This window comes from Variovorax sp. 770b2 (genome assembly GCF_900115685.1).
GTDB lineage: Bacteria > Pseudomonadota > Gammaproteobacteria > Burkholderiales > Burkholderiaceae_C > Variovorax.
Window position 1 is genome coordinate 167,726 of the sequence record NZ_FOXJ01000007.1, and the last position, 24,512, is coordinate 192,237.

The 24,512-nt window shown below is 68.5% G+C and carries 22 protein-coding genes; 1 reads left to right on the forward strand and 21 read right to left on the reverse strand.

All coding sequences use genetic code 11. The features are described 5' to 3' along the window. Positions 1-48: 48 nt before the first annotated feature. From BM133_RS28575 to BM133_RS28625, 11 genes are all read right to left on the reverse strand, one after another. A complete protein-coding gene (locus BM133_RS28575; RefSeq protein ID WP_093441620.1) occupies positions 49-813 on the reverse strand; it encodes an enoyl-CoA hydratase in 765 nt (254 codons plus the stop codon). A gap of 34 nt (positions 814-847) precedes the next feature. Continuing rightward, entirely contained in the window at positions 848-1,444 is a 597-nt protein-coding gene (locus BM133_RS28580; protein ID WP_093441623.1) for a 2-hydroxychromene-2-carboxylate isomerase, read from the reverse strand. 25 nt (positions 1,445-1,469) lie between these two features. Continuing rightward, a complete protein-coding gene (locus tag BM133_RS28585) occupies positions 1,470-2,219 on the reverse strand; it encodes an SDR family oxidoreductase (RefSeq protein WP_093441625.1) in 750 nt (249 codons plus the stop codon). Positions 2,220-2,221: 2 nt separating this feature from the next. Next, entirely contained in the window at positions 2,222-3,058 is an 837-nt protein-coding gene (locus tag BM133_RS28590; protein WP_093441628.1) for an acyl-CoA thioesterase, read from the reverse strand. A gap of 31 nt (positions 3,059-3,089) precedes the next feature. Continuing rightward, positions 3,090-3,995 carry an alpha/beta hydrolase family protein gene (locus BM133_RS28595; protein WP_093441631.1) on the reverse strand — a complete coding sequence of 302 codons (906 nt, stop codon included), beginning with the start codon at positions 3,993-3,995 and terminating at the stop codon, positions 3,090-3,092. Between the two features lie 55 nt (positions 3,996-4,050). Further along, positions 4,051-5,250, reverse strand: a complete 1,200-nt coding sequence (locus BM133_RS28600) for an acetyl-CoA C-acyltransferase (protein ID WP_093441633.1) — start codon at positions 5,248-5,250, stop codon at positions 4,051-4,053. An 11-nt stretch (positions 5,251-5,261) separates the two neighbouring features. Further along, on the reverse strand, positions 5,262-7,691 hold the full coding sequence (locus BM133_RS28605) for a 3-hydroxyacyl-CoA dehydrogenase/enoyl-CoA hydratase family protein (RefSeq protein ID WP_093441636.1): 2,430 nt from the start codon (positions 7,689-7,691) through the stop codon (positions 5,262-5,264). A 123-nt stretch (positions 7,692-7,814) separates the two neighbouring features. Next, positions 7,815-8,249 carry a DUF2147 domain-containing protein gene (locus BM133_RS28610; RefSeq protein WP_093441638.1) on the reverse strand — a complete coding sequence of 145 codons (435 nt, stop codon included), beginning with the start codon at positions 8,247-8,249 and terminating at the stop codon, positions 7,815-7,817. 45 nt (positions 8,250-8,294) lie between these two features. Then, a complete protein-coding gene (locus BM133_RS28615; protein WP_093441641.1) occupies positions 8,295-10,091 on the reverse strand; it encodes an acyl-CoA dehydrogenase C-terminal domain-containing protein in 1,797 nt (598 codons plus the stop codon). 79 nt (positions 10,092-10,170) lie between these two features. Next, complete coding sequence (locus BM133_RS28620) at positions 10,171-10,866, reverse strand: TetR/AcrR family transcriptional regulator (RefSeq protein ID WP_093441643.1); 696 nt, start codon at positions 10,864-10,866, stop codon at positions 10,171-10,173. Between the two features lie 128 nt (positions 10,867-10,994). After that, a complete protein-coding gene (locus tag BM133_RS28625; RefSeq protein ID WP_093441646.1) occupies positions 10,995-11,753 on the reverse strand; it encodes an SDR family oxidoreductase in 759 nt (252 codons plus the stop codon). A 119-nt stretch (positions 11,754-11,872) separates the two neighbouring features. On the opposite strand from BM133_RS28625, the gene BM133_RS28630 reads away from it, so the two are divergent. Continuing rightward, complete coding sequence (locus tag BM133_RS28630) at positions 11,873-12,760, forward strand: LysR family transcriptional regulator (RefSeq protein WP_093441649.1); 888 nt, start codon at positions 11,873-11,875, stop codon at positions 12,758-12,760. A gap of 9 nt (positions 12,761-12,769) precedes the next feature. Here the strand turns inward: BM133_RS28630 and BM133_RS28635 are convergent, their stop codons facing one another. Genes BM133_RS28635 through BM133_RS28680 form a run of 10 tightly spaced genes read right to left on the reverse strand, consistent with a single transcriptional unit; the run spans position 12,770 to position 24,470 of the window. Then, the gene (locus tag BM133_RS28635; protein WP_093441651.1) at positions 12,770-13,633 is read right to left on the reverse strand and encodes an isocitrate lyase/PEP mutase family protein; all 864 of its coding nucleotides are present in this window, start codon (positions 13,631-13,633) and stop codon (positions 12,770-12,772) included. After that, positions 13,630-15,045 carry an FAD-dependent oxidoreductase gene (locus tag BM133_RS28640; protein ID WP_093441655.1) on the reverse strand — a complete coding sequence of 472 codons (1,416 nt, stop codon included), beginning with the start codon at positions 15,043-15,045 and terminating at the stop codon, positions 13,630-13,632. The genes BM133_RS28635 and BM133_RS28640 overlap by 4 nt, the downstream gene beginning before the upstream one ends. After that, the gene (locus tag BM133_RS28645; RefSeq protein ID WP_093441658.1) at positions 15,042-15,656 is read right to left on the reverse strand and encodes a cysteine hydrolase family protein; all 615 of its coding nucleotides are present in this window, start codon (positions 15,654-15,656) and stop codon (positions 15,042-15,044) included. The genes BM133_RS28640 and BM133_RS28645 overlap by 4 nt, the downstream gene beginning before the upstream one ends. Then, complete coding sequence (locus BM133_RS28650; RefSeq protein WP_093441660.1) at positions 15,653-17,707, reverse strand: hydantoinase/oxoprolinase family protein; 2,055 nt, start codon at positions 17,705-17,707, stop codon at positions 15,653-15,655. The genes BM133_RS28645 and BM133_RS28650 overlap by 4 nt, the downstream gene beginning before the upstream one ends. After that, positions 17,704-19,389, reverse strand: coding sequence for a hydantoinase B/oxoprolinase family protein (locus BM133_RS28655; RefSeq protein WP_093441663.1), 1,686 nt, complete (start codon positions 19,387-19,389; stop codon positions 17,704-17,706). Before BM133_RS28655 ends, BM133_RS28650 begins: the two co-directional genes overlap by 4 nt. Positions 19,390-19,391: 2 nt before the next feature. Beyond that, positions 19,392-20,360, reverse strand: a complete 969-nt coding sequence (locus BM133_RS28660; protein ID WP_093441665.1) for a Bug family tripartite tricarboxylate transporter substrate binding protein — start codon at positions 20,358-20,360, stop codon at positions 19,392-19,394. A gap of 31 nt (positions 20,361-20,391) precedes the next feature. Continuing rightward, a complete protein-coding gene (locus tag BM133_RS28665; RefSeq protein ID WP_093441668.1) occupies positions 20,392-21,723 on the reverse strand; it encodes an MmgE/PrpD family protein in 1,332 nt (443 codons plus the stop codon). Beyond that, entirely contained in the window at positions 21,713-22,234 is a 522-nt protein-coding gene (locus BM133_RS28670; RefSeq protein ID WP_093441670.1) for a LeuD/DmdB family oxidoreductase small subunit, read from the reverse strand. Before BM133_RS28670 ends, BM133_RS28665 begins: the two co-directional genes overlap by 11 nt. Further along, positions 22,231-23,517, reverse strand: coding sequence for a 3-isopropylmalate dehydratase large subunit (locus tag BM133_RS28675; RefSeq protein WP_093441673.1), 1,287 nt, complete (start codon positions 23,515-23,517; stop codon positions 22,231-22,233). The genes BM133_RS28670 and BM133_RS28675 overlap by 4 nt, the downstream gene beginning before the upstream one ends. Continuing rightward, a complete protein-coding gene (locus tag BM133_RS28680) occupies positions 23,514-24,470 on the reverse strand; it encodes a tripartite tricarboxylate transporter substrate binding protein (RefSeq protein WP_093441675.1) in 957 nt (318 codons plus the stop codon). The genes BM133_RS28675 and BM133_RS28680 overlap by 4 nt, the downstream gene beginning before the upstream one ends. Positions 24,471-24,512: the final 42 nt, after the last annotated feature.

Sequence of the window (24,512 nt, forward strand, 5' to 3'; positions counted from 1 at the left end):
CGGACAGTGTAAGCGGGCACTGTCCGCGGGCCAACGCGGGAGGAACCCTCAGACCTTCGAGAAATCGGGCTTGCGCTTCTCCATGAAGGCGCCGAAAGCCTCCTTGGCAGCGGGTTCGCGCAGCATGCGGCCGAAGCTCGCGCCCTCTTCGCCCATGCGCTCGAGCACGGCGGGCAGTTGCGCCTTTTTCAGCAGGCGCTTGGTCTCGACCAGCGCGGTCAGCGGCTTGGCCGCGAGCTTGCGGGCCTGCGTCTGCGCGATCCCGTTGGCTTCGGTTGGCGGCACCACGCGGTTGACCAGGCCCACTTCGAGCGCGGCCTCGGCCATGAAAGGTTCGCCCAGCAGCAGCGCCTCGGCCGCGCGGTGGTAGCCCAGCATCTGCGGCACCAGGAGGCTCGACGCCGCTTCGGGGCACAGGCCCAGGTTCACGAAGGGCATCGAGAAGGCCGCGTTGTCGCCCGCATAGACAAGGTCGCAATGGAACAGCATCGTGGTGCCGATGCCCACGGCCGGGCCGCAGACGGCCGCAACGATGGGCTTGGGGAAGGTCGCGATGCCGCGCAGGAACCGGAACACCGGCGAGTCCTGGGTGGCGGGCGGCGCGTTGAGGAAATCGCCGATGTCGTTGCCGGCGCTGAAGATCGTCGGGTCGCCCTGGATCAGCACGCAGCGCACGGCCGCTTCGCTCTCGGCCGTGGCCAGCGCATCGGCCAGCGCGGCGTACATGCTGCCGGTGATCGAGTTCTTCTTGTCGACGCGGTTGAAGGTGATGGTCATCACACCGGCTTCGGTGTGGACGAGGATGTCGCTCATGGGAATGGTCCTTGGATAAAAAGCGTGCCCGCGCTCAGGCGGCCACCAGTGCTTCGCGCACGAAATCGAGACGGTCCTGGCCCCAGAACATCTGGTCGCCGACGAACATGGTGGGCGCGCCGAACACGCCGCGCTCCACCGCTTCCTGCGTGACGGCCTTGAGGCGGTCCTTCGTCTCCTGCGCGCCGGCCAGCGCGAGCAAGGCGCCGGCGTCGAAGCCCGCATTCTGCAAGACGGCGCCGACCGTCGCCGGGTCGTTCAGGTTCTGCGGCTCGACCCACATCGCGTGGTAGATCGCATCGACGTACGCGCCGAAGCGTTCGGGCTCCTTCACCTGCATGCCGGTGGCGCCGCGCATCAGCAGCAGCGTGTTGATCGGGAAGTGCGGGTTGTGCACGAACGGCACGCCGTAGCGTTTGGCGAAGCGCTTCAGGTCGACGTTCATGTACGGGCCCTTGGGCTTGATCTCCGCGGGCGAATGGTTGCCGGTGGCCTGGAACACGCCGCCCAGCAGCATGGGTTTCCACACCAGCTCGGCGCCCGTATCGGCGCATACGTGCGGCAACTGCGTTGCGGCCAGGTAGGCGGCGGGGCTGCCGAAATCGAAATAGAACTCGACGGTCTTTGTCATGGGTGTCTCCACATCTTCGAATTCTTCAGAATTTTTCGGACCACGGGCGCAGGTCGAGCTCGTGCGTCCATGCGTCGCGCGGCTGCGCATGCAGCATCCAGTAGCTGTCGGCGATGTGGTCCGGATTCAGGATGCCGTCGCTCTCTTTCAGCGCATAGCGCTCGGGGAAGTTGCTGCGGATGAATTCGGTGTCGATCGCCCCGTCGACCACCACGTGCGCGACATGAATGCCTTGCGGCCCCAGCTCGCGTGCCATCGATTGGGCCAGCGCGCGCAGCGCCATCTTCGCGCCCGAGAACGCACCGAAGTTCGCGGCGCCGCGCAGCGAGGCCGTGGCACCGGTGAAGATGATCGTGCCGCGATGCCCGCCCTTGGGCACCTCGCGCGCCACCATGCGCCTGGCCACTTCGCGCCCGTTCAGGAAGCCCGAGAAGCAGGCCATCTCCCACACCTTGAAGTATTTGCGCGCGGTCTCCGTGAGGATGCTCTCGGGCACGTTGGCGCCGATGTTGAACACCATCACCTCGATCGGGCCGACCGTCGATTCGATCTCTTCGATGAGCGCAACCACTTCTTCTTCCTTGCGTGCATCGCAAGCGAACGCATGGGCGCGGCCGCCATCGGCCTCGATCTGCGCGACCAGCGGTTGCAGCTTGTCCAGGCTGCGTCGCGTGACGCAGGCGGCGTAGCCTTCGCGCGCGAAACGGCGGGCGATGGCGCCGCCGGTGGCATCGCCTGCGCCGACGATGAGAGCAGCTTTCTGCAGAGCGGCCATTTCTATTCCTTGTAGTAAACGATCTGGTTGGAGGTGGCGAGGAGCACGCCCTTCTCGCTCCACAGATGCGCCGTCTGGTCGAAGAAGCCGTTGAAGAACTGCTGCCCCGCCGCGCGGCCCAGCAGGTAGCCGGTGCCGACCTCGGCCAGTTGCTCCGGTCCGGCGTGGAAGTAGGTGGTGATCGACACCGTGCCCGCCGGCACATGCTTCGCGCGGCGTAGCCAGACGCGCGGATAGAACATGTCGCTCATCGCGGCAAGCGAGGGAAAGTCCAGTGGCCGCGGCTGGGCGTCGCGCAGCCAGATGCGGGTCTCGCTGTGCTGCAGGTTGCCGTCCCACTTCGCGGGGATGCCGCCGCTGAACGGGCGCATCTCGTACTGGTCGACCCAGGCCACGCCGGATGGGCCGATGCTCATGCGCTCGACCGTCCCGGGCGCAGGCGCCTCGGGCATCGGCATGTCGCTCTCGCCCCAGGTGTCGCGGCGCGCGGCCGTCACCACGGTGGCGGTGGTGGTCATGTTCGGTGCGCCGCTCGCGCCGGCCTGGGTGATCTGCACGGTCCAGTGCTGCGTCGACCGGTTGGTGCGCACGGCCGTGGCCTGGATGTCGAACGCGCCCGCCTCGAGCGCCGCCGCGTAGTTGACGGTCAGCGCGATCGGCGTGCCGAGCAGGTCGGGATGCCGCAGCACCGCCTGCAGCACGAGGGCCGCGGTGGTGCCGCCGAAGGGACCGACCATGTTCCAGTAGTCGGGGCTGGTCATGCCCGTGAAGTGGCCCACGCGGATGTCGCTGTGGTGCAGGGCCAGGGCTTTGTCGAAGGGGTGTTGCGTGCTGCTCATGGTGCTTGCAGTGTGCCTCCGGAGGATGGCGTCACGCAGTCGTGTGCGGGACGTTGGCGTGCTGCACTGCAGTAGGTGCGGTAAGTGCAGCGAGCCGGTGCAGCTTGTCGACCATGCTCGGCCAGAGGCTCTGGCTGAACTGCTCGCGAAAGAAGCCGAAGTGGCCGATGCGCCGCGCCTGCACATCGGCCGGCGCGATGCGCTCGACCGCGCTCGGCGCGCCCGCGTAGAAGCTCAGCAGGCTCTCGGTACCCGCGAGCGTCATGAGTTCATCGTCGGTGATCGACAGCGCAAGCACCGGGAATCGCACGCGGCCGTAGCTCTGCAGGGCGGTCTCGCCCTCGGCGCCGACGCTGTAGCGCGGGTTCAGGCACCAGCGCCGCCATTGCAGGATCACGCCACGCGGCAGGTCGCCCACCTTCTTCAACTTGCGTCCGGGGAAGTAGCCGCAGAGCCGCGTGACCAGCGGCACGAGCACGAACCAGAAATACAGGATGCTGCGCCGCAGCTTCGGCGCGTTCTCGCGCCAGTAGCCGCTGCCGGCCGCGATGCTCACGAGGCCCGCGACCTGCTCGGGTCGCTGCAGGAAGCCCGGCAGCTGCGCGCCGAGGCTGTGGCCCAGCAGGTAGAGCGGTTCATCCGGCAGCGCGGCCTTGGCGGTGTCGATCACCGCTTCGTAGTCGCGTGCCCAGTCGAACAGGTCGGCCTTGAAGCCGCGCAGCGGCGCACCGCCGCGCGAGTCGCCCGAACCGCGGTAGTCGAAGGTCCAGACGCGCAGGCCCTGCTGTGCGAGCCATTGCGCGAAGGGTTCGTAGAACGACTGGCGCACGCCCATGGCGCCGCCGATCACGATGCTGGCGCGCGGCGCACCGGCGGGCTCGTAGCGGCGCACCGCCACCGCCATACCGCCATCGACCGCAAGCTGCTGCGTCTGCATGAAGTTGTCTCCTTCGTTGCGCCGACACGCGTTGCGGTGTCTTGCGCGTTGCCGATCAGACGCGTTCGAAGATCCCGGCAGCGCCCTGCCCCATGCCCACGCACATCGTGACCATGCCGTACTTCAGGTTCTCGCGGCGCAGCGCATGCACCACGGTCGCCGCGCGGATCGCGCCGGTCGCGCCGAGCGGATGGCCCAGCGCGATCGCGCCGCCCATCGGGTTGACCTTCGACGGATCGAGCCCCAGCGTGTTGATCACCGCGAGCGATTGCGCGGCGAAGGCTTCGTTGAGCTCGAACCAGTCGATGTCCTCGTGCTTCAGGCCCGCATAGCGCAGCGCCGCCGGGATCGCCTCGATCGGGCCGATGCCCATGATGTGCGGCGGCACGCCCTTGCTCGCGAAGCTCACGAAGCGCGCGAGCGGCGTGAGGCCGTATTGCTTGACGGCCTTCTCGCTCGCCAGGATCAGCGCGCCCGCGCCGTCCGAGGTCTGCGAGCTGTTGCCGGCCGTCACGGTGCCGCGCGCGGCGAACACGGTGCGCAGCTTGGCCAGACCTTCGATGCTGGTGTCGGGGCGCGCGCCTTCGTCGAGGTTCACCGTGCGGGTCTTGGCGATCGACTCGCCGGTGGCGAGGTCCGGCGTGCGGTCGGTCACTTCGATGGGCGTGATCTCGTCGGCGAACTTGCCGGCCTTCTGCGCGGCCAATGCCTTCTGGTGCGAGGCGAGCGCAAACTCGTCCTGCGCCTCGCGGCTCACCTTCCACTGCTGCGCGACCTTCTCGGCCGTGAGGCCCATGCCGTAGGCAATGCCGACATCTCCTTCGCGCTCGAAGATCGAAGGCGACAGCGACGGCGAATTGCCCATCATCGGCACCATGCTCATGCTCTCCACGCCGGCCGCGATCATCACGTCGGCCTCGCCGACGCGGATGCGGTCGGCGGCCATCTGCACGGCAGAAAGACCCGAGGCGCAGAAGCGGTTGACGGTGATGCCGCCGATGCTGGTCGGAAGACCCGCCAGCACCGCGCCGATACGTGCGACGTTCAGGCCCTGTTGCGATTCGGGAATCGCGCAGCCGCAGATGATGTCTTCGATGGCCTTGGGGTCCAGGCCGGGCACCGCGGCGAGCGCCGCCTTCAGCGTGGTCGCGAGCAGGTCGTCGGGGCGGTAGTTGCGAAAGTAGCCGCGGTGCGACTTGCCGATGGGGGTGCGGGTGGCGGAGACGATGTAGGCGTCTTGTACTTGCTTGCTCATGAAATCTGTCCTTAGTTGCGCACGGGCTTGCCGGTGCTGAGCATCCCCATGATCCGCTCCTGCGTCTTGGGGTGCACGATGAGCGAGCAGAACGCCTTGCGCTCCAGCGTCATCAGGTATTCCTCGGTCACGAGCGAGCCGGCGTCCACGTCGCCGCCGGTCACCACGTTCGCGATCAGGCTGGCGATGTGGAAGTCGTGCGCGCTGATGAAGCCGCCGTCGCGCATGTTCACCAGTTGCCCCTTGATCGTCGCGGCGCCGCTGCGGCCCGCCACGCGGAAGGTGCGGCGCAGCGGTGCGCGGTAGCTGGCGTCGGCCATCGCCCTGGCCTGCTGCAGCGCGACGTAGAGCAGCTCGTCCTTGTTCGGCACGATGACGTCGCTGTCGAGCAGGTAGCCCAGCTTCTTCGAATCGAGCGCGCCGGTGCCGACCTTGGCCATCGCCGCGGCGGTGAAGCCTTCGGTGAGGAACGGCAACAGGTCGGTGCCCGTCGAGGCCGATGCATTCTCTGCGGCGCGACGCGCGATGTAGGTCAGGCCGCCCGCGCCAGGGATCAGCCCCACGCCGACTTCGACCAGGCCGATGTAGCTTTCCATCGCCACAACGCGCTTGGACGAATACACAGCCAGTTCGCAGCCGCCACCCAGCGCCAGGCCGCGCACGGCCGACACGACCGGAACGCTCGCATAGCGGATCTTGAGCATCACGTTCTGCAGCTCTTCTTCCGCACCTTCGACCGCGCCGATGCCTGCGACCACGAAGGCCGGCAGCATCGCCTGCAGGTCGGCGCCGACCGAGAACATCTCGTCGGGCGACCAGATCACCAGGCCCTTGTATTCGGCCTCGGCCAGATCGACCGCAGCGCCCAGTGCTTCGGCCACGTCGGGGCTGATGGCGTGCATCTTCGAGTGGATGCTCGCGATCAGCACTTCGCCGTCCAGCGTCCAGACGCGCACATCGCCTTCGTCGCTGATCGTCGTGCCGGCGGTGTTGGCATCGGCCGCGTTCGCGCCGAGCACGCTTTCGGGGAACAGCTGGCGGTCGTGCACCGGGAGCTTGCGCTGCGGCACGAACTGGCCCTGCGATGCGCTCCACGAGCCTTCGGGCGTGTGCACGCCGCCGGCCTTGGCCACTGCGCCTTCGAACACCCACCTCGGCAGCGGCACCGTGCTCAGTGCCTTGCCGGCGTCGATGTCTTCCTGCACCCACTTGGCGACCTGCGCCCAGCCAGCTTCCTGCCAGAGCTCGAACGGGCCCTGCTTCATGCCGAAGCCCCAGCGCATCGCGAAGTCGATGTCGCGTGCGCTCTCGGCGATGTCGGCCAGGTGCACGGCGGCGTAGTGGAAACCGTCGCGCAGGATCGCCCAGAGGAACTGCCCCTGCGGTCCTTCGCTTTCACGCAAGAGCTTCAGGCGCTCGCCCGCGGGCTTCTTGAGCATGCGGCCGTACACCTCGTCGGCCTTTGCGCCGGCGGGCACGTACTCGCCGCTCTTCAGGTCGAAGCGCAGGATGTCGCGGCCGACCTTCTTGAAGAAACCGGCCTTGGTCTTCTGGCCCAGGTTGCCCAGCTCCAGCAGCTTGGCGAGCACCGGCGGCGTCGAGAAGTTGGCGTAGAACGGATCGCTCTCGGCGTTCAGGTTGTCCTGCAGCGTCTTCACGACGTGGGCCATCGTGTCCAGGCCCACCACGTCGGCGGTGCGGAAGGTGCCCGAGCTCGCGCGGCCCAGCTTCTTGCCGGTGAGGTCGTCCACCACGTCGGGCGTCAAGCCGAACTTCTCGACTTCCTTCAGCGTGGCCAGCATGCCGGCGATGCCGACGCGGTTGGCGATGAAGTTGGGCGTGTCGTGCGCGCGCACCACGCCCTTGCCGAGCGTGCTGGTGACGAAGGCCTCCAGGTCGTCGAGCACCTGGGGTTGCGTGGTGGGCGTGTTGATCAGCTCCACCAGGAACATGTAGCGCGGCGGGTTGAAGAAGTGAATGCCGCAGAAGCGCGGCTTCAGCGCTTCGGGCAATGCCTCGCTCAGCTTGGTGATCGACAGGCCTGAGGTGTTCGACGCCAGGATCGAATGCCTGGCCACGTGCGGCGCGATCTTCTTGTACAGATCGAGCTTCCAGTCCATGCGCTCGGCAATCGCTTCGATGATGAGGTCGCACTCGCCCAGCTTGGCGAGGTCGTCGTCGTAGTTGGCCTGCTCGATCAGCACCGCATCGGCCACGTCGCCGAGCGGCGCGGGCTTGAGCTTCTTGAGGTTGTCGATGGCGCGCGAGACGATGCCGTTCTTCGCTGCACCTTGAGCGACAGCGCCGCTCGCGTCCTTGGCGGCCAGGTCGAACAGCACGACGGGCACGCGCACGTTGACGAGGTGGGCGGCAATCTGCGCGCCCATCACGCCGGCGCCGAGCACGGCGACCTTCTTCACTTGAAATCGGGGATTTGTCATTGAGTTACTCGTTGTCTAACAGCCGACCGTTCGGGCTGAGCTTGTCGAAGCCTTTCACGCTCTGCCCGGCCCTTCGACAAGCTCAGGGCGAACGGGTCGGGGCTCAAGGCGAACGGGTTGTGGTTACTGCACACGGTTCCAGGTTTGAGTGCGCCAGAAGGGGCCCAGGTAGCCGCGCACTTCGAGCTTCTTGCCGCCGTCGATCGGCGTGAAGCTCGCACGGTATTCCTTGCCGTTCTCGGGGTCCAGGATCTTGCCGCCGTCCCAGACGTCCTTGCCCTCGGCCTTCTTGCCGCCGCGGATGATCTCCAGGCCCGTGATGGGCTTGCCCTTGCGGTCGTCGCTGCACTCGTCGCAGGTCGCGTCGGGCTTGGTGTCTTTCTTCAGCGACTTCTCGATGCGGCCGCTCAGCGCGCCGTTGGTCTCGGCGATGCGGATCTCGGCCTTGACCTCGCCGGTCTTGTCGTCGGCGTTGCGCCACAGCCCCACCGGGGTGCTCTGGGCCATGGCCGTGAAAGAAGTGGCGGCAAGGACGATGGCTGCAAGCGTCGATTTCATGAGCGGCTCCCGGTGTGAACGATGAAGAAAGACAGTGGGCTTTTTTCAAGCCAGCGCTGCGTCGGTGTCCATCAGCACCTTGCTGCCGGCGCGCGCGGTGCGCATCAGCGTCGCGGTCTCGGGGAACAGCTTGGCGAAGTAGAAGCGCGCGGTCTGCAGCTTGGCGACATAGAACGGGTCGGTGTTGCCCGCCGCGATTTCGCGCAGCGCGACCTGCGCCATGCGGGCGAAGAGGTAGCCGAACACGAAGTGGCCGGCCACGCGCAGGTAGTCCACTGCGGCGGCGCCCACTTCGTCGGGGTTCTGGAAGCCCTTGAAGCCGATCTCGGTCGTGAACTTGGTGAGCTGGTCGCCCAGCATCGCGATCGGGTTGATGAATTCGGCCATCTTCTCGTTCACGCCTTCTTCTTCCACCAGCTTGGCCACGAGCTTGCCGAACTTCTTGAGCGAGGCGCCGTTGTTGCCCAGGATCTTGCGGCCCAGCAGGTCCAGCGACTGGATCGTGTTGGTGCCTTCATAGATCATGTTGATGCGGTTGTCGCGCACGAACTGCTCCATGCCCCATTCCTTGATGAAGCCATGGCCGCCGAACACCTGCATGCACGCGTTGGTCGCGATGTGGCCGTTGTCGGTGATGAAGGCCTTGACGATGGGCGTGAGCAGCGCGACCAGTTCGCCCGAGTCCTTGCGCACCTTTTCATCAGGGTGGTTGTGTTCCTTGTCCAGCAGCAGCGTGCAGAAGATCTGCAGCGCGCGGCCGCCTTCTGCATACGCCTTGGCCGTGAGCAGCATCTTGCGCACGTCGGGGTGCACGATGATCGGGTCGGCTTCCTTGTCCTTGGCCTTCACGCCCGAGAGCGAGCGCATCTGGATGCGGTCCTTGGCGTAGGCCAGCGCATTCTGATAAGCCACTTCAGTGAGGCCCAGCGACTGGTTGCCCACGCCCAGGCGCGCGGCATTCATCATCACGAACATCGCGGCCAGCCCCTTGTTGGGCTCGCCCACCAGCGTGCCGGTGGCGCCTTCGATCACGATCTGCGCGGTGGCGTTGCCGTGGATGCCCATCTTGTGCTCCAGGCCCGCGCAGAAGATCGGGTTGCGCTCGCCCAGCGATCCGTCGGCCTTCACCTTGAACTTCGGCACCACGAACAGGCTGATGCCCTTGCTGCCCTTGGGCGCGTCCGGCAGGCGGGCCAGCACCAGGTGAATGATGTTGTCCGTCATGTCGTGCTCGCCGGCCGAGATGAAGATCTTGCTGCCGGTGATGCGGTAGGTGCCGTCGGCCTGGGGCTCGGCCTTGGTGCGCAAGAGGCCCAGGTCGGTGCCGCAGTGCGGCTCGGTCAGGCACATGGTGCCGGTCCACTCGCCGCTGGTGAGCTTGGGCAGGTAGGTCTTCTGCTGTTCCTCGGTGCCGTGGGCCTTGAGTGCTTCGTAGGCGCCGTGCGAGAGGCCCGGGTACATGGTCCAGGCCTGGTTGGCGCTGTTGAGCATTTCGAACAGGCACTGGTTCACCACGAACGGCAGGCCCTGGCCGCCGAAGGCCGGGTCGCACGAGAGCGCGGGCCAGCCGCCTTCCACGTACTTGGCGTAGGCGTCCTTGAAGCCCGTGGGCGTCTTGACTTCGTGCGTGGCCTTGTCGAGCACGCAGCCTTCTTCGTCGCCGCTGATGTTCAGCGGAAAGGTCACTTCGGCGGCGAACTTGCCGGCCTCCTCGATCACCGCGTTGATGGTGTCGGCATCGGTTTCGGCATGGGCCGGGAGCGCCTTGAGTTCGTCTGCGACGTGGAGCACTTCGTGCAGCACGAACTGCATGTCGCGCACGGGCGGGTTGTAGGTAGGCATCCGGGACTCTCCTGGTCGAAGCTAGATAGATGAAAAGAAAAAGGGAGGAAATCGAAAAAACGAAAACGGTGCCGCGCGCTCAGCGCACGGGCTTCAGGCGCCGGCCGGCGGGCGCCGGTGCGGCAGCGGCCGGGTCCACCGGCGCATCGGGCGTGGCGCTGCGCGCCAGGATGTTGTTGAAGCCGACGGTCGCGCGGCCGATGGAGCCGGGTACCTGCAGGAAGCGGGCTTCGTAGTGCAGCGCAAGGATGAGGCCGTGGATCTCGAACGCGACCTGGCGTTCGTCGGCATCCGCGCGCAGATGGCCTTCGGTCTGCGACTGCACGATGGCACGCAGCACCGCCGCCTGCCAGATGCTGACCGACTCGACCAGCGCATCGCGCACGGGGCCGGGGCGGTCGTCGAATTCGGAAGCGCCGCTGATGTAGATGCAGCCCGAGTCGATCTCGGTCGAGGTGCGCTTCATCCAGTTGGCGAACATGGCGCGAAGGCGCGGGAGACCGCGCGGCGCCGAGAGCGCAGGAAAGAACACTTCCTGCTCGAAACGTGCGTGATACTCGCGCACCACCGAGATCTGCAGTTCCTCGCGCGAACCGAAGTGGGCGAAGACGCCCGACTTGCTCATCTTGGTGATCTCGGCCACGGCGCCGATCGACAGGCCTTCCAGGCCGATCTGCGCGGCCAGCGCCAGCGCGGCGTCGACGATCACGGCCTTGGTCTGCTGGCCTTTCTGGGCGGCGCGGGCCGGCTTGGCGGGAACGGCGTTGACAGACATCGTGGAAGCTCCGAATAAAACGAACGGTCGTTCTATTTTGCGGGAGCTTTGCACTTTTGGCCGCCAATGCCCTTCAGATTACAAAGGTTAATTGGTGCGGAGCGGGGCCGCCAGGGGCCCCTCCCCGATCAGAAGTCCTGCGACACGGGCCGCACGACCACTTCGTTGATGTCCACGTTCGCCGGTTGCTCGACCGCGTAGACCACGGCGCGGGCTATCGAATCGGCGGGAATCTGGTTGGCGTCGTAGAACGCCTTCACGCCCGCCGCCGCATCGGCGTCGGTGCTGCCGAACTTCAGTTCCGACTCGACCGCCCCCGGCGACACGACAGTCACGCGAATGCCGCTGTTGCCCATTTCCACGCGCAGCCCTTCGGAGATGGCGCGCACCGCATGCTTGGTGGCGCTGTAGACCGTGCCGATCGGCGTGAACACCTTGATCCCCGCGATGGACGCGACGTTCAGGATGTGCCCGCTGCCCTGCGCCTGCATGCGCGGCAGCACCGCGGCAATGCCATAGAGCACGCCCTTGATGTTGACGTCGATGGTGCGGTCCCACTCCTCGACCTTCAGCTTCTCGATGGGCGACAGCGGCATCACGCCCGCGTTGTTGACCAGCACGTCGATGCGGCCGAAGGCTTCGACGGTGGCAGCTGCGAGCTTGTCGAGGTCCGCGCGCTTCGAAACGTCCGTGGCCACCGCGATGGCTTCGCCTCCGGCTTCGCGGATCTCGGCGACCACCGTGTCGAGCCGGTCGGTGCGGCGTGCCGCGAGCACGACCTTGGCGCCGCGTGCGGCCAGGTGGCGCGCCATGGATTCGCCGATGCCGCTGCTCGCGCCGGTGACGATGGCGACCTTGCCCTTGATGTTGTCTTGAACGGATGTCATGGAGAAATTCCTTTCGGGGTGTGTTGAAGAAGTGCATGCAGTGTGGAAAATCCGGGCGTTCCAGTAAATGAAACTCTGGCGACTTCAGAATTCCGCATCCAGGAACAAAGGAACACTCCATGTCCAACCGCCTCGAAGCCCTGCGCGTGTTCTTCACCGCCGCCGATGCCGCCAACTTCCGTGAAGCGGCCGTGCGCCTGTCGGTCTCGCCGCAGGTCGTGACGCGCGCCGTGCGCGAGCTCGAAGAAGAACTGGGCGAGCCGCTGTTTCACCGCAGCACGCGCGGCGTGCAACTCACCGATTTCGGCCGCCAGCTCGCGCAGCGCGCGCGCACTGCGGTCGGCGGCGTCGATGCGCTGTTCCACCGCACCGACCGGCGCGCGCTGTCGCAGCACGCTGGCACGGTGCGCGTCACCGCGCCCAACGTGTACGGCCGGCGGCTGATTCCCGAGGCGCTGGCGCCGATGCTGGCCGAACATCCAGGCCTGGTGCTCGACCTGCGGCTGTCGGAAGAACATGCCGACGTGGTCGACGAGCAGATCGACATCGGCGTGCGCGCGGGCCCGATCCGCGACGCGCGCTTTGTCGCGCGCACGGTCGGCCGGATGCAACTGCGCGTGGTGGCGGCGCCGGCGCTCGTCGCGCGCACCGGCATCCCGAAGAACCTCGAGGCGCTGCCCGGCTTCCCGCTCACCGCACTGATCGACCGCAGCGCGGGCCGCCCCTGGTCCTGGTTTTTCAGCAAGGGGCGGCAGATGCCGATCGTCGCGCCGGCCTTCGTCACCGACGACGTCGATGCCGAATGCGCCGCGGTGCGCGCGGGCCTGGGCTTCGGCCAGCTCGCGGGGCCGCTGGCCGAGCCGCTGATCGCGTCGGGCGAACTGGTGGAGATGCTCGAGGGCGAGGCGCCCGAGCCCTGGCCGATCCACGTCTACCGCTCGCAGCGCGCGCCGGTCCCGGCGCGGGTGCGGCTGGTCTACGACGAGCTGGTGCGCGTGCTGCGCTGAGGCGCGCCGTCAGTCGTACTTCTGCCCGGTGCGCATCAGCTCGGGCGTGCCGATCACTTCGTTGAGCGCATCGAAGTCCAGCATCTGCGGTCGCCACGGCTGCGTGGTGCGGTGCTGGTGCAGGCTCGCGTAGTAGCCCTGCAGCGTGTGCGCCACCGCACGCGCCGTGCCGCCCGGAAAGATCGCGATGCGAAAGCCGTGCTTCTGCAGCGCATCGGCATCCTGGATCGGCGTCTTGCCGCCTTCGACCATGTTGGCCAGCAGCGGCACGCGGTCGCCGAAGCGCTGGCAGGCCGCGTCCATCTGCTCGGGCGAGCGCAGCGCCTCGATGAAGAGCGCGTCCACGCCGCAGGCCAGGTACGCCTCGGCGCGGTCGAGCGCGGCTTCGAGCCCTTCGACCGCCACCGCATCGGTGCGCGCGAGGATCAGCGTGTCGCTCGATGCGCGCGCGTCCAGCGCAGCCTTGAGCTTGCCGACCATCTCGCGCTGGGGCACCACGGCCTTGCCGTCCAGGTGGCCGCAGCGCTTGGGAAAGGTCTGGTCCTCGATCTGCACCATCGCCGCCCCCGCGCGCTCGAAGCCGCGCACGGTGCGCTGCGTGTTGAGCGCGTTGCCGAAGCCGGTGTCGGCATCGACGATCACCGGCAGGCTCACGCGCTCGGTGATGCGCGCGAGCGTGTCGGCAACCTCGGTGAAAGTGGTGAGGCCGACGTCGGAGCGGCCCAGGCGCGTGTAGGCGATCGATGCGCCCGAGAGGTACAGCGCCTCGAAGCCGGCCTGCTCGGCCACCAGCGCGCTGAGCGCGTCGTACACCCCCGGGGCGAGCACGATGTCGTTGCGCGCGAGCCGGGTCTTGAAGGAGGGATTCGTCATGCGGACGCTTTCGTCGAATGGATCAATGCAGCGGCGGTGCGCGCCGCGATGTAGCCGCCGGCCACTGCGCTCAGCAGGCCGTTGCCGGAGAGATAGCCCCACACGGCATCGCCCGACACGCCGCCCGCCGCGCCACCGGCGGCGAGCAGGTTGGCGAAGGGCGTGCCGTCTTCTCGCAGCACGCGCATGTCGGGCGCAGTGTCGAGGCCGCCTTGGGTGTGGAACAGCGCGCCCGTCACTTTCACTGCGAAGTACGGCGCTTCGAGCGCGCGTGCGAACACGCGCCCATCGGACGGCGGCGTGCTGGCGCGCATCGCGTCGAGCGTGCCTTGCAGCACGGCGGGCTCGCAGCCGATGCAGTCCGCCAGCGCATCCACCGAGTCGCAGCGGCGCAAGGCGCCGGCTGCTTCGGCATCGCAGAAGTCGGGAAAGCCGCGTGCCAATGCGAGCAGCGGCGTGTCGAACACGTTCCACGCGATGCCGCCCGGCTGCGCGAGCACATGCACCGCGGCCTCCGAGTAGCCCTGCGTCTCGTCATGAAAACGCCGGCCCTCGCAGTTGATCTGCACGCCGCCTTCCATCATCACGGCCCACGACATCAGCGCCCCTTGCGGCGTCACCCACGAGCCGTGGCCCTGGTAACCGCCCAGGTCGCGCAGGCGTGCACCCAGCGATTCACCCCAGAGGATCGCGCTGCCGTCGTTGCCGGTGTGACCGCCGAAGGTGGCCTCGGCCATTTCGGGCAGCAGCATGCGGACCATTTCCGCGCTGCCGCCGAAGCCGTTGCAGGCGAGCAGCAGTGCGTCGCAGGCCAGCGTCTCCCGGGTGCCATCGGGCCGTGAATAGTCGACGCCGATCACGCGGTCTTCAGCATCGAGCACCAGCGTGTCGACCAATGCCTGCGTCAGCACGGGAATGCCCGCGGCCTCGACGGCTGCCTGCAAGGCGGCCATCAGCGACGCACCGGTCTTCTGCGGCAGCGAATGCATGCGATGCACGCTGTGCCCCGGATAGAGAAAGCCGTCGAGCAGCACCCACTGCAGCCCATGCCGTTCCTGCAGCGCATCGAGCGCCGGGCCGATGGACGCCGCGTAGGCCTCGACCAGCGCAGGCGCCGCACGGCCGTGGGCCTTGGCCTGGATGTCGGCGGCGAAGCGTTCGGCGCTGTCGTCACGCACGCCATGCTCTCGCTGCGCGCGAGTGCCGGGCGCAGGGATGAAGCCGGACGACAGTGCGGTCGATCCGCTCGGCAGCGCGTCGCGCTCCAGCACCACGGAGGCCACGCCCGCATCCGCCAACATCAAGGCAGCCGTGAGCCCGCAGGCGCCGCCGCCGACGATGGCCACCGGCACATGCACTTCGGCCTCGACCTGCCCGGCGCGACGGATGTGACGCGAAGGCTTTGTTGTCATGCCAGCGATGCCGTGAAGGCCGCGCAGTCCGTCACCTCGGCCACGTTGCGCATGTCGGCCAGCGAGGTCTGGTGGCGCTCTTCGCCGAAGGCCGCGCAGCCGTCGGCGAGCACCAGCGTGCGGTAGTCGCGCATGTGCGCATCGCGCACCGTGCTCGCCACGCCGCCGTTGGTGACGATGCCGCAGACCGCCACCGTGTCGATGCCCGCGCGGCGCAGCACCCAGTCGAGCTGCGTGTTGAAGAAGGCCGAGTACGCGACCTTGCTGACCGTCACGTCGACGAGGCCCGTCAACGCATCGACGTTCGCCTGCCCCCAGCTGCCGGGCGCGAAGTCGCCCTTCTTCAGGTACGGACGCAGCGCCTTGAGATGCGGCGACACCATCGGCTCGCCGGCGGCATCGGGCCACAGCGTGAACTGGCTCGCGACCACGAGGCCGCCCGCGGCCTTGAGCGCGCGCGCCACTTCGGCCACGCGCGCGGGCAGCAACAGCGCCGGCGGGTTGGTGTCGCCGCCGCGCGCATAGGCGCCGTTGGCATCGAGAAAGTCGTTCTGCAGGTCGATGACGACCAGTGCCGTCTTCGCCGCAACGGGTTTCGTCGTTGCGCTCATGACAGCCTCACCAGCAGGTTGCCGTGCGCATCGACCTCGGCGTGGAAGCCGGGTTCGAGCCACACGGTGGTATCGGCCTGCTCCAGGATCGCAGGGCCTTCGATGCGCGCGGCCACCGGCAGTTCGAGCCGCGCATAGCGCACGGCCTCGTGCCACTGGCCGTGGTGGAACACGCGCTGCGTGCCCAGCGGCGCGGTGCTGCCCTCGCCTTCGGGCGCGAGCACCTTCAGGTCGAACTTGGGCCGCACGCCGATGCGTGCGTAGCGCAGGTTCATCACGCGGACGGGGATGCCGTCGAGCACGCGGCCGAAAGCTGCCGTGTAGCTGGCTTCGAACGCGGCGCGGATCGATACCGCCGTGATCGGGGTCTTGCCCGCATCGGCGAGCACCACGGGCAGCGTGTGGGTCTGGCCCGCGTAGAGCATGTCGAGCGCGATGACCTCGCGCACTTCGTCGAAGCGCACGCCCGATGAATCCAGGCGCTGCTGGCAGCTCGCGGCCAGCTCGTCGATGCGGCGCTGCACGTCGCCCACGTCGAGTTCGGTCAGCGGCTTGTTCAGGGTCTGCACCGCGTCGTGCCGCATGTCGGCGATCACGCAGCCCAGGGCCGAGGTCACGCCGGGGTAGCGCGGCACGATGCCCGTCGCCACGCCCACCTCGCGCATCATCGCGCACACATGCAGCGCGCCGCCACCGCCGAAAGGCATGTAGGCGAAGCGGCGCGGATCGTGCCCGCGCTCGATCGACACGAGGCGAATCGCACCCGCCATGCGCGCATTCGCGACCGTGAGGATGGCTTCCGCCGCCGCATGCACGTCCAGGCCCAGCGGGCGCGCGACGTGTTCCTCGATGGCCTGGCGCGACTTCTCCGCATCCAGCGCCGCGAGCAAGCCGCCACCCAGCGGACGGTCCGCCGCGATGCGCCCCAGCAGCACGTTCGCATCCGTCACGGTCGGCCGCATGTTGCCGCGCCCGTAGCAGGCCGGGCCGGGCACGCTGCCGGCCGACTCGGGGCCCACCTGCAGCATGCCGCTCGCGTCCACCGACGCGATGGAGCCGCCGCCCGCACCGATGGTCTCGATCTGGATCATCGGCGAGCGGATCACCATGCCGAACTCGATGGCGGTCTGCGCGGCCAGCGCGGCCTCGCCGTTCGCCACCAGCGACACGTCGAACGACGTGCCGCCCATGTCGCCGGTGATCGCATTCGGAAAACCCGCCGCGCGCGCGATGGCCGCGCAGGCGATCACGCCGGCCGCCGGGCCCGAGAGCGCGGTGCGCACCGGCAGGTCGCTCGCGGTCTGGCGCGACATCACGCCGCCGTTGCTCTGCACCACCAGCAGTTCGCCGGCAAAGCCCTGGCCGCGCAGGTCGGATTCGAGCCGTGCGAGGTAGCTGCCCACCACGGGCTGCAGCGCCGCATTGAGCGTGGCGGTCGAGCAGCGCTCGAACTCGCGGATCTCGGGCAGCACTTCACTGGCCGAAGTGACGTGCGGGTTGGGCCACAGCGCGCGCACCGCCGCGACGGCCAGGCGCTCGTTCTCGGGGTTCGCGTAGGTGTTGATGAAGAAGACGCACACGGCCTCGCAGCCGGCTTCGAGCAGCGAGCGTGCTTCGGCGCGCACCTGCTCCAGGTCGACCGCCGTGTGCAGCGTGCCGTCGGCCAGCACGCGCTCGTCCACCTCGCGGCGCAGGTCGCGCGGCACCACGGGCGTGAAGCTGCCGCGCAGGCCCCAGGTCTCGGGCCGGTCGCGGCGGCGCATCTCCAGCACGTCGCGGAAACCGCGCGTGGTGATGATGCCGGTGCGCGCCACCTTGCGTTCGAGCAGCGCGTTGGTGCCGACCGTGGTGCCGTGCACGATGGTGGCGATGGCCGCGGCCGAATCGGCCACGCGCGCCACGCCGTTCATGAAGCCGCGTGCTTCCTCGCCGCGCGTGGAGGGCACCTTGACGATGCGCGCCGTGCCGTTGGCTTCGTCGAGCACGAAGAGGTCGGTGAAGGTGCCGCCGACATCGACGCCGACGACAAGGGATTTACCAGTGGAAGTCATTCGGAGGCTTTCTTGTCGCTGCTGTCGGTCGTCACATAGCCCATCGCGCCGTCGGCTTCGCGCTGCGGCGCAGGCCGCTCGGCCGCATGGCCCCAGCCACCGCCGCCGGGCGTTTCGAGCCGCACGCGTTCGCCGCGCGCAAGCTGGATGCCGCGCATCTTCGACACCATGGGCGGCGTGTGCCACGTGCCGTCGTTCTCGTAGCTGAACCTGTTGACCGCGCCTTCGCCGCCGCCCGCGATGCCCTTGGGCGGCGAGGTGCCGCGCTCGCCGAACACGAACACCTCGGCATCCTTTTCGAGCAGCTCGATTTCGTAGACGGCGCCCAGGCCACCGCGATGCTGGCCGTCGCCGCCCGAGTCGGCGCGCAGCGACCACTCGGTGAAGCGCACCGGGTACGCGGCTTCCAGAATTTCCAGCGGCGGAATCGTCGCGGTCGAGATCGGCGCGTTGCCGTGCGAGAGCCCGTCGCCGCCCGAGTGGCCGCCATGCCCGCCGCCGAAGAAGCTGAACATCACCCAGCGCTGGCCTTCGCGGCCCTTGTCGCTGCGATGGCCCGCGATCGACAGTGCGTTGATGGTGCCGTAGGCCTGCGCCACGGCACGCGTCGGGTCGGCCTGCGCGGCCGCGCTGAAGATCACGTCGATCATGCGCAGGATCGTTTCGGTGTAGCCACCGACCGGGCGCGGGCGCTCGCAGCTGATCACCAGCTTGTCGGGGATGTCGAAGTCCACCGCATCGAGCACGCCGGCATTGGCGGGCACGTCGGGGAACAGGTGCTTGAGCGCGACGTAGCAGGCGGCCACCGCGGTGGCGCGCGAGATGTTCACCGGCCCCGCGCATTGCGGCGAGGTGCGCGAGAAGTCGAGCAGCAGCCGGTCGCCGGCTACCGTCATGTCCAGCGCGATGGTGAGCGGCTCGTTGACGATGCCGTCGTTGTCGAGCACGTCCTCGAAGCTGTAGCGGCCGTCGGGCAGCGAAGCGATGTGCGAGCGCATGAGGCGAAGCGCGCGGCTGCGCAACTCGCCCAGTGCGTTCAGCACCAGGTCGTCGCCATATTCGTCGAGCAGGCCGTTCAGCCGCTTCTCGCCGAGCTCCAGCGCCGCGAGCTGGCCGTTCAGGTCGCCCCAGAGGCTGTCGGGCAGGCGGGTGTTGGCCTGCAGGATGGCGAGCACGTCGGCATCGAGCACACCGTCGCGCACGATGCGCACCGGCGGAATCTGCACCGCCTCCTGCCAGCACTCGGTGGCAGCGGGGTTGTAGTTGCCGGGCACCGCGCCGCCCACGTCGTGCCAGTGCGCGGCCGAGGCCATGTAGCAATACAGCTTGCCGTTGCGAAAGAACGGCTTCACCAGCTTGAAGTCGTTGGCGTGTGTGCCGCCGTCGTAGGCGTCGTTGCTGATCCAGATGTCGCCGTCCTTCATGCCGCCGCGCGGCTCCGCCGCCTTCGCGGTGGCACGCACGGCGAAGGCCATGGCGCCGACGAACACCGGCAGGCCCGACTTGCCTTGCACCAGCGTGTCGCCGCTCACCGCGTCGTAGAGGCCGTGGCAGGCGTCGTGCGCCTCGGCAATGATGGGATTGAACGCGCTGCGGTAGAGCGTGGCGTCCATCTCGTCGGCCACCTGTTCGAGGCGGCCGCGCAGCACGGCGAGCGTGACGGGGTCCAGGGTGTTGTTCATGTTCAGTCCACCTTTGCGCCGCTGGTCTTGACGACCTTGGCCCATTTGTCGATTTCCTTCTTCACGTGCGCGGCGAATTCCGCTTGCGTGGAGCCCACCGGCTCGGCGCCGAGTGCCGCCAGCTTCTCGCGCACATCGGGCAACTTCAGGATGCGCTGCACCTCTGCCGAGAGCTTGTCCACCACAGGCTGCGGCGTGCCCTTGGGTGCGAACAGGCCCGACCAGGCATCGGCATAGAAACCCGGATAGGTTTCCGAGATGGTCGGCAGGTCGGGCAGCGACGGCGAGCGGCGCAGGCTGGTGAGCGCAATCGCGCGCAGCTTGCCGGCCTTGACGTGCGGCAATGCGGAAGGCAGCCCGTCGACCATCATCTGGACCTGGCCCCCGAGCAGGTCGGACACGGCCGGCGCACTGCCCTTGTAGGGCACGTGCGTGATGTCCACGCCGGCTTCGGACTTGAGCATTTCCATGCCCAGGTGCGCGGCCGTGCCGTTGCCGAGCGATGCGTAGTTGAGCTTGCCGGGCTCCTTCTTCGCGAGCGCCATGAGCTCGGCCAGGTTCTTCGCCGGCACCGACGGATGCACCACCAGCACGTTGGGCACCACGGCCACCTGGCTGATGGCGACGAAGTCGGCCACCGGGTCGTAGGGCATCCTGCTGTAGAGCGAGGTGTTGATGGCATGCGAGCCGGTCACGCCCATCACCAGCGTGTAGCCGTCGGCCGTCGACTTGGCCACCAGGTCGGAGCCCACGTTGCCACCGGCGCCCGCGCGGTTGTCGACGAGGACGGGTTGGCCCCAGTGCTCGCTCATCTTCACCGCGACGAGGCGTGCCGCCGCATCGGTGGCGCCGCCTGGCGGGAACGGCACGACGAGGCGGATCGCCTTGTTCGGGAAGTCGCTCGCCTGGGCGGCCGCGGCGAGCGGCAGGCAGACGAGGAGCGTGCTCGCGAGATAGCGCAGGAGTTTCATGAGGGAGTGGGCTGTGAGGGTGAGGAGTGGGTCAGGCTGCGAGCGCTTGCCACAGCGTGCGAAGGCCGGTGTCGGCGGGCGCATCGAGCACGGCGTCGCAGAAGTGCGCGGCCTTCGGGCCCGCGACGCTGTGCGCGGCGTAGTGCGTGAACTTGGCGGCGAGCGCCGCGCGGTCGAGCGGACTGGCCGCATCGCCGGCGATGGTGCCCACCGCTTTCTCGATCGTGCCGCCGGCTCCGGTCACGGTGAGCGTGGCGCCGCGTTGCCTGCGTGCCGTCAGGTCCGCATCGGTCTCGAGCACGACCAGCGCTTCGAGTCGTCGCAGTTCGGCGTCGTCGAAGCGCGGTGCGGCGTAGACCGAGGGGTCGACATCGCCGAAGCGCAGCATCGCCGCGATGCCGAACGACAGGCTGAACTGCGCCTGGATCGGCGTGCGTGGCGCGCGGTTGCCGCAGTAGACGATGGCCTCGTCGTACACCTTGAGCACGATGGCTTCGATGCCGGCGGTGTCACCGCGCAACTGCTCGCGAATCTCGCGCGCGGCGGTCGCGCCGTAGTGCACATGGCGCACAGCCGCGAAGGGCTTGAGGTAGGCGTCCTGCAGCAGCAGCGTTGCCGCATCGGGCAACGGCTGCGCGGTCGCGGCCGAATGGGTTTGCGCGTAGTGGGCCAGCGCGCCTTCGGGGGCGTCGATGCCGGCCGCGCTCGCGAAGGCCGCCTGCAGCCCCAGCGATGCGCTGTGGCCGAGGTAGGTGTTGCGCGCGGTGCGACCCTCGCGCACCGGCAGATAGAGGCTGGTTGCGAGCTGGCACGCGGCAATGTCGATGGCCTGCACGATGCCCGCCGGCGAAAGCCCGAGCAGGCGCGCCACACCCGCCGCCACGCCCAGCGCGGGCCAGTTCGCATCGACATGCATGCCGGGCTGGATGCGCAGCCACGCGCCGCAGCGCGCGCCGACCTCGTAGCCGAGCACGAAGGCATCGACGAACTCGCCGAGGGTGGCGCCGCGGCGCAGCGCCAGCGGCAGCAGCGCCGCCACCAACGGCACGCCGGGGCGGCCGTGCGCTAGCGCGTGGCCTTCGCAGGCCTCGTCCCAGGTCGCGGCCATGGCCAGCACCTGCGCGGCGGCCTGCACGCCCATTGCGGTGCCGCCGGGCAAAGAGAAGTCACCGGGCTCGCAGGCACCGAGCGCCGCTTCGAGCCGCCGCACTTCGTCCGCATGCCGGCCCGCGAGCGCGCAGCCGACCGTATCGATCAGCAGTCGCCGCGCCTGCAAAGCAGCGTCGGCAGACGCAGGCTGTGCCGCGTGCAGCGCGACCGTGGCCTGCAGCACCACGCGTTGTGCGTCGGCTTCAAGCTGCATCGGCTTCTTTCTTCGCGGCCATGCGCTGGCGCAAGAGACACAGCAGCCCGCCCGCATCGACCATGTCCATGAGGAATCCCGGCACGGGCTCGCACGCAAGCGTGCGCCCTTCGGCGTTGCGCACGGCGGGCGTGCGGATGTCGAGCGCGATGCGCTCGCCATCGCCCAGCGATTCGGCTTCGGCGCAGGTCAGCAGCAGCAGGCCGACGTTGAAGGCGTTGCGGAAATAGAGCCCGCTGTACGAAGGCGCGATCACCGCCGCCACGCCCAGCTGCACCAGCACGGCCGCGGCCTGCTCGCGCGAGGAGCCGATGCCGAAGTTCGGGCCGGCCACGATCACATCGCCAGCGCGCACTTCGCGTGCGAACTCGGGGCGCACGGCTTCCAGGCAGTGCTTCGCAATGATGTCGATGCCGTGCTTCATCGCATGACCGGGCGCGAGTGCGTCGGTGTCGATGTCGGCGCCCAGGCGCCACACCCGGTGCAGGCGGTGCAATGCTTCGGCGGTCATGCGAGCACCTCGCGCGGATCGGTCACGCAGCCGCGCAATGCCGCTGCGGCCACCGTGTAGGGCGAGCCCAGGTACACCTGCGCGGTCGGCGAGCCCATGCGGCCCTTGAAGTTGCGCGCCGTGGTCGAGATGACGGTGATGTCGTCGCCCATCGGGTCGCCATAGCCGGAGCAGGCGCCGCAGGCGGTGGGGAAGAGCTCGGCGCCTGCGTCCAGCAGCACCTGCAGCACGCCCTCTTCGCGCGCGGCTTCCTGGTCGCGGATGCTGGCGGGCGCCACGATCAGGCGGATGCCGCTCGCGACCTTGTGGCCGCGCAGCACCTGCGCTGCGGCGCGCAGGTCGTCGAGCTTGGCGCCGGTACAGGCGCCGATGTAGGCCACGTCCACGTGCGTGCCCACGTAGCGGCTCACGCCGTGCGCGTTGGCCGGGCTGTGCGGCGCGGCAACGTAAGGCTCCAGCGTGGACGCATCGAAGCGGTGGTCCGTGAGCGCCGCCTCGTCGTCGGTGAACCATGGCGCCATGTCGACAACCGGTGCGCCGGCGCCGGACAGGAACTCGGCCGTGGTCGCATCGGGCGCGATCAGCCCGGCCTGCGCGCCGAGCTCTGCGCTCATGTTGGAAAGCGTCATGCGCTCCTGCATCGACAGCGCGGTGACGGCGGGCCCGGCGAACTCGACCGCCTGGTAGCGCCCGCCGTTCATGCCGAAGCGGCCGATCATGTGCAGCATCATGTCCTTCGCGGTCACGCCCGCGGGCAGCGCGCCGTCCCACCACATGCGGATGGTTTCGGGCACGCGCAGCCAGATCTCGCCGGTGACCATCACGCCCAGCATCTCGGTGCTGCCGATCCCGAACATGTACGCGCCGAACGCGCCGCCCGTGGGCGAGTGCGAGTCGCCGCCCACGCACAGCATGCCGGGGCGGATGTGGCCGTGCTGCGGCACCACCACGTGGCAGATGCCCTGGCTGTCGTAGACGTGCGGCAGCTTCTGGTCGCGCGCCCAGTCGCGCGCGATGCGCACGATGCGGCGCGAATCGTCGTCGCGCTCGGGCACGTAGTGGTCCATGACGAGCACCACGCGCGAGCGGTCCCAGATCTGCGCGCCGAGTTCCTCGAGCATGGGCTGCAGCCGGCGCGGGCCGGAAGAGTCGTGGAACATCGCCATGTCCACGCAGCAGGTCACGATCTCGCCCACCGACACCCGCTCGCGTCCGCTGGCGCGCGCGATGAGCTTTTGCGCCAGCGTCTGGGCCGGCGCGCGGGTTGGAGCCATCGATGTCATTCCGGCTTGGCTCCCGAGAACTTGACGACCTTGGCCCAGCGCGTGATCTCGCTCTGCACGAAGGCCGAGAACTGTTCGGACGAATTGCCGACCGGGATCGCGCCCTCGGTGTCCAGGCGCTGGCGCATGTCGGGCTGCTGCAGCGCATGGCGCGCCGCATCGCCGATCTGCTTCACTCGGTCCGCCGGCATGTGGGCCGGGCCGAAGAGGCCGAACCAAGCACTCGACTCGTAGCCCGGCAGCGCCTCGGCAATGGCCGGCACGTTCGGAAAAGCGGGCAGCCGCTTGGCCGTGGTCACGCCCAGCGCCTTGAGCTTGCCGGCCTGGATGTGCGCCTTGACGTTGCCCACGGCCGCGAACATCAGCTGCACCTGGCCGGCGAGCACGTCCTGCACGGCGGGCGAGGTGCCCTTGTAGGGGATGTTCACGATGTCCACGCCCGACTGCATCTTGAAGGCCTCGCCGGCCATGTGCAGCGAGGAGCCCACGGCGCCGATCGCGAAATTCAGTTGCCCCGGCTTCGCCTTGGCGAGCGCGATGAGTTCGCGCACGTCCTTCGCGGGCAGCGACGGATGCGCCACGAGGATCGACGGCGAGGTCGCCACGCAGGTGAGCGCGGTGAAGTCCTTCACCGGATCGAAGGGCAGCGTCGGGTAGAGCGTGGCGTTGATCGCATGGCTGGTGAAGCTCATCAAGAGCGTGTTGCCGTCGGGCGCCGCCTTGGCCACCGCATCGGCGGCGATGTTGCCGCCCGCGCCGGGCCGGTTCTCGACGATCACCGTGCGGCCGAGCGCCGGGCCCATGCTCACCGCGAGCGAGCGCGCCAGCGTGTCGGTCGAGCCGCCCGCGGGGGCGCCGACGAGGATGCGCACCGGCGCATTGCCGATCTGCGCGAAGGCGCCGCCGGCCCATGCCGCGGCCAGCGACGAGAGGAGGATGTCGCGTCTTTTCATGTGTCTTGTCTCCGGGGGATCGGGGGGGAAATCGGGGGTAGT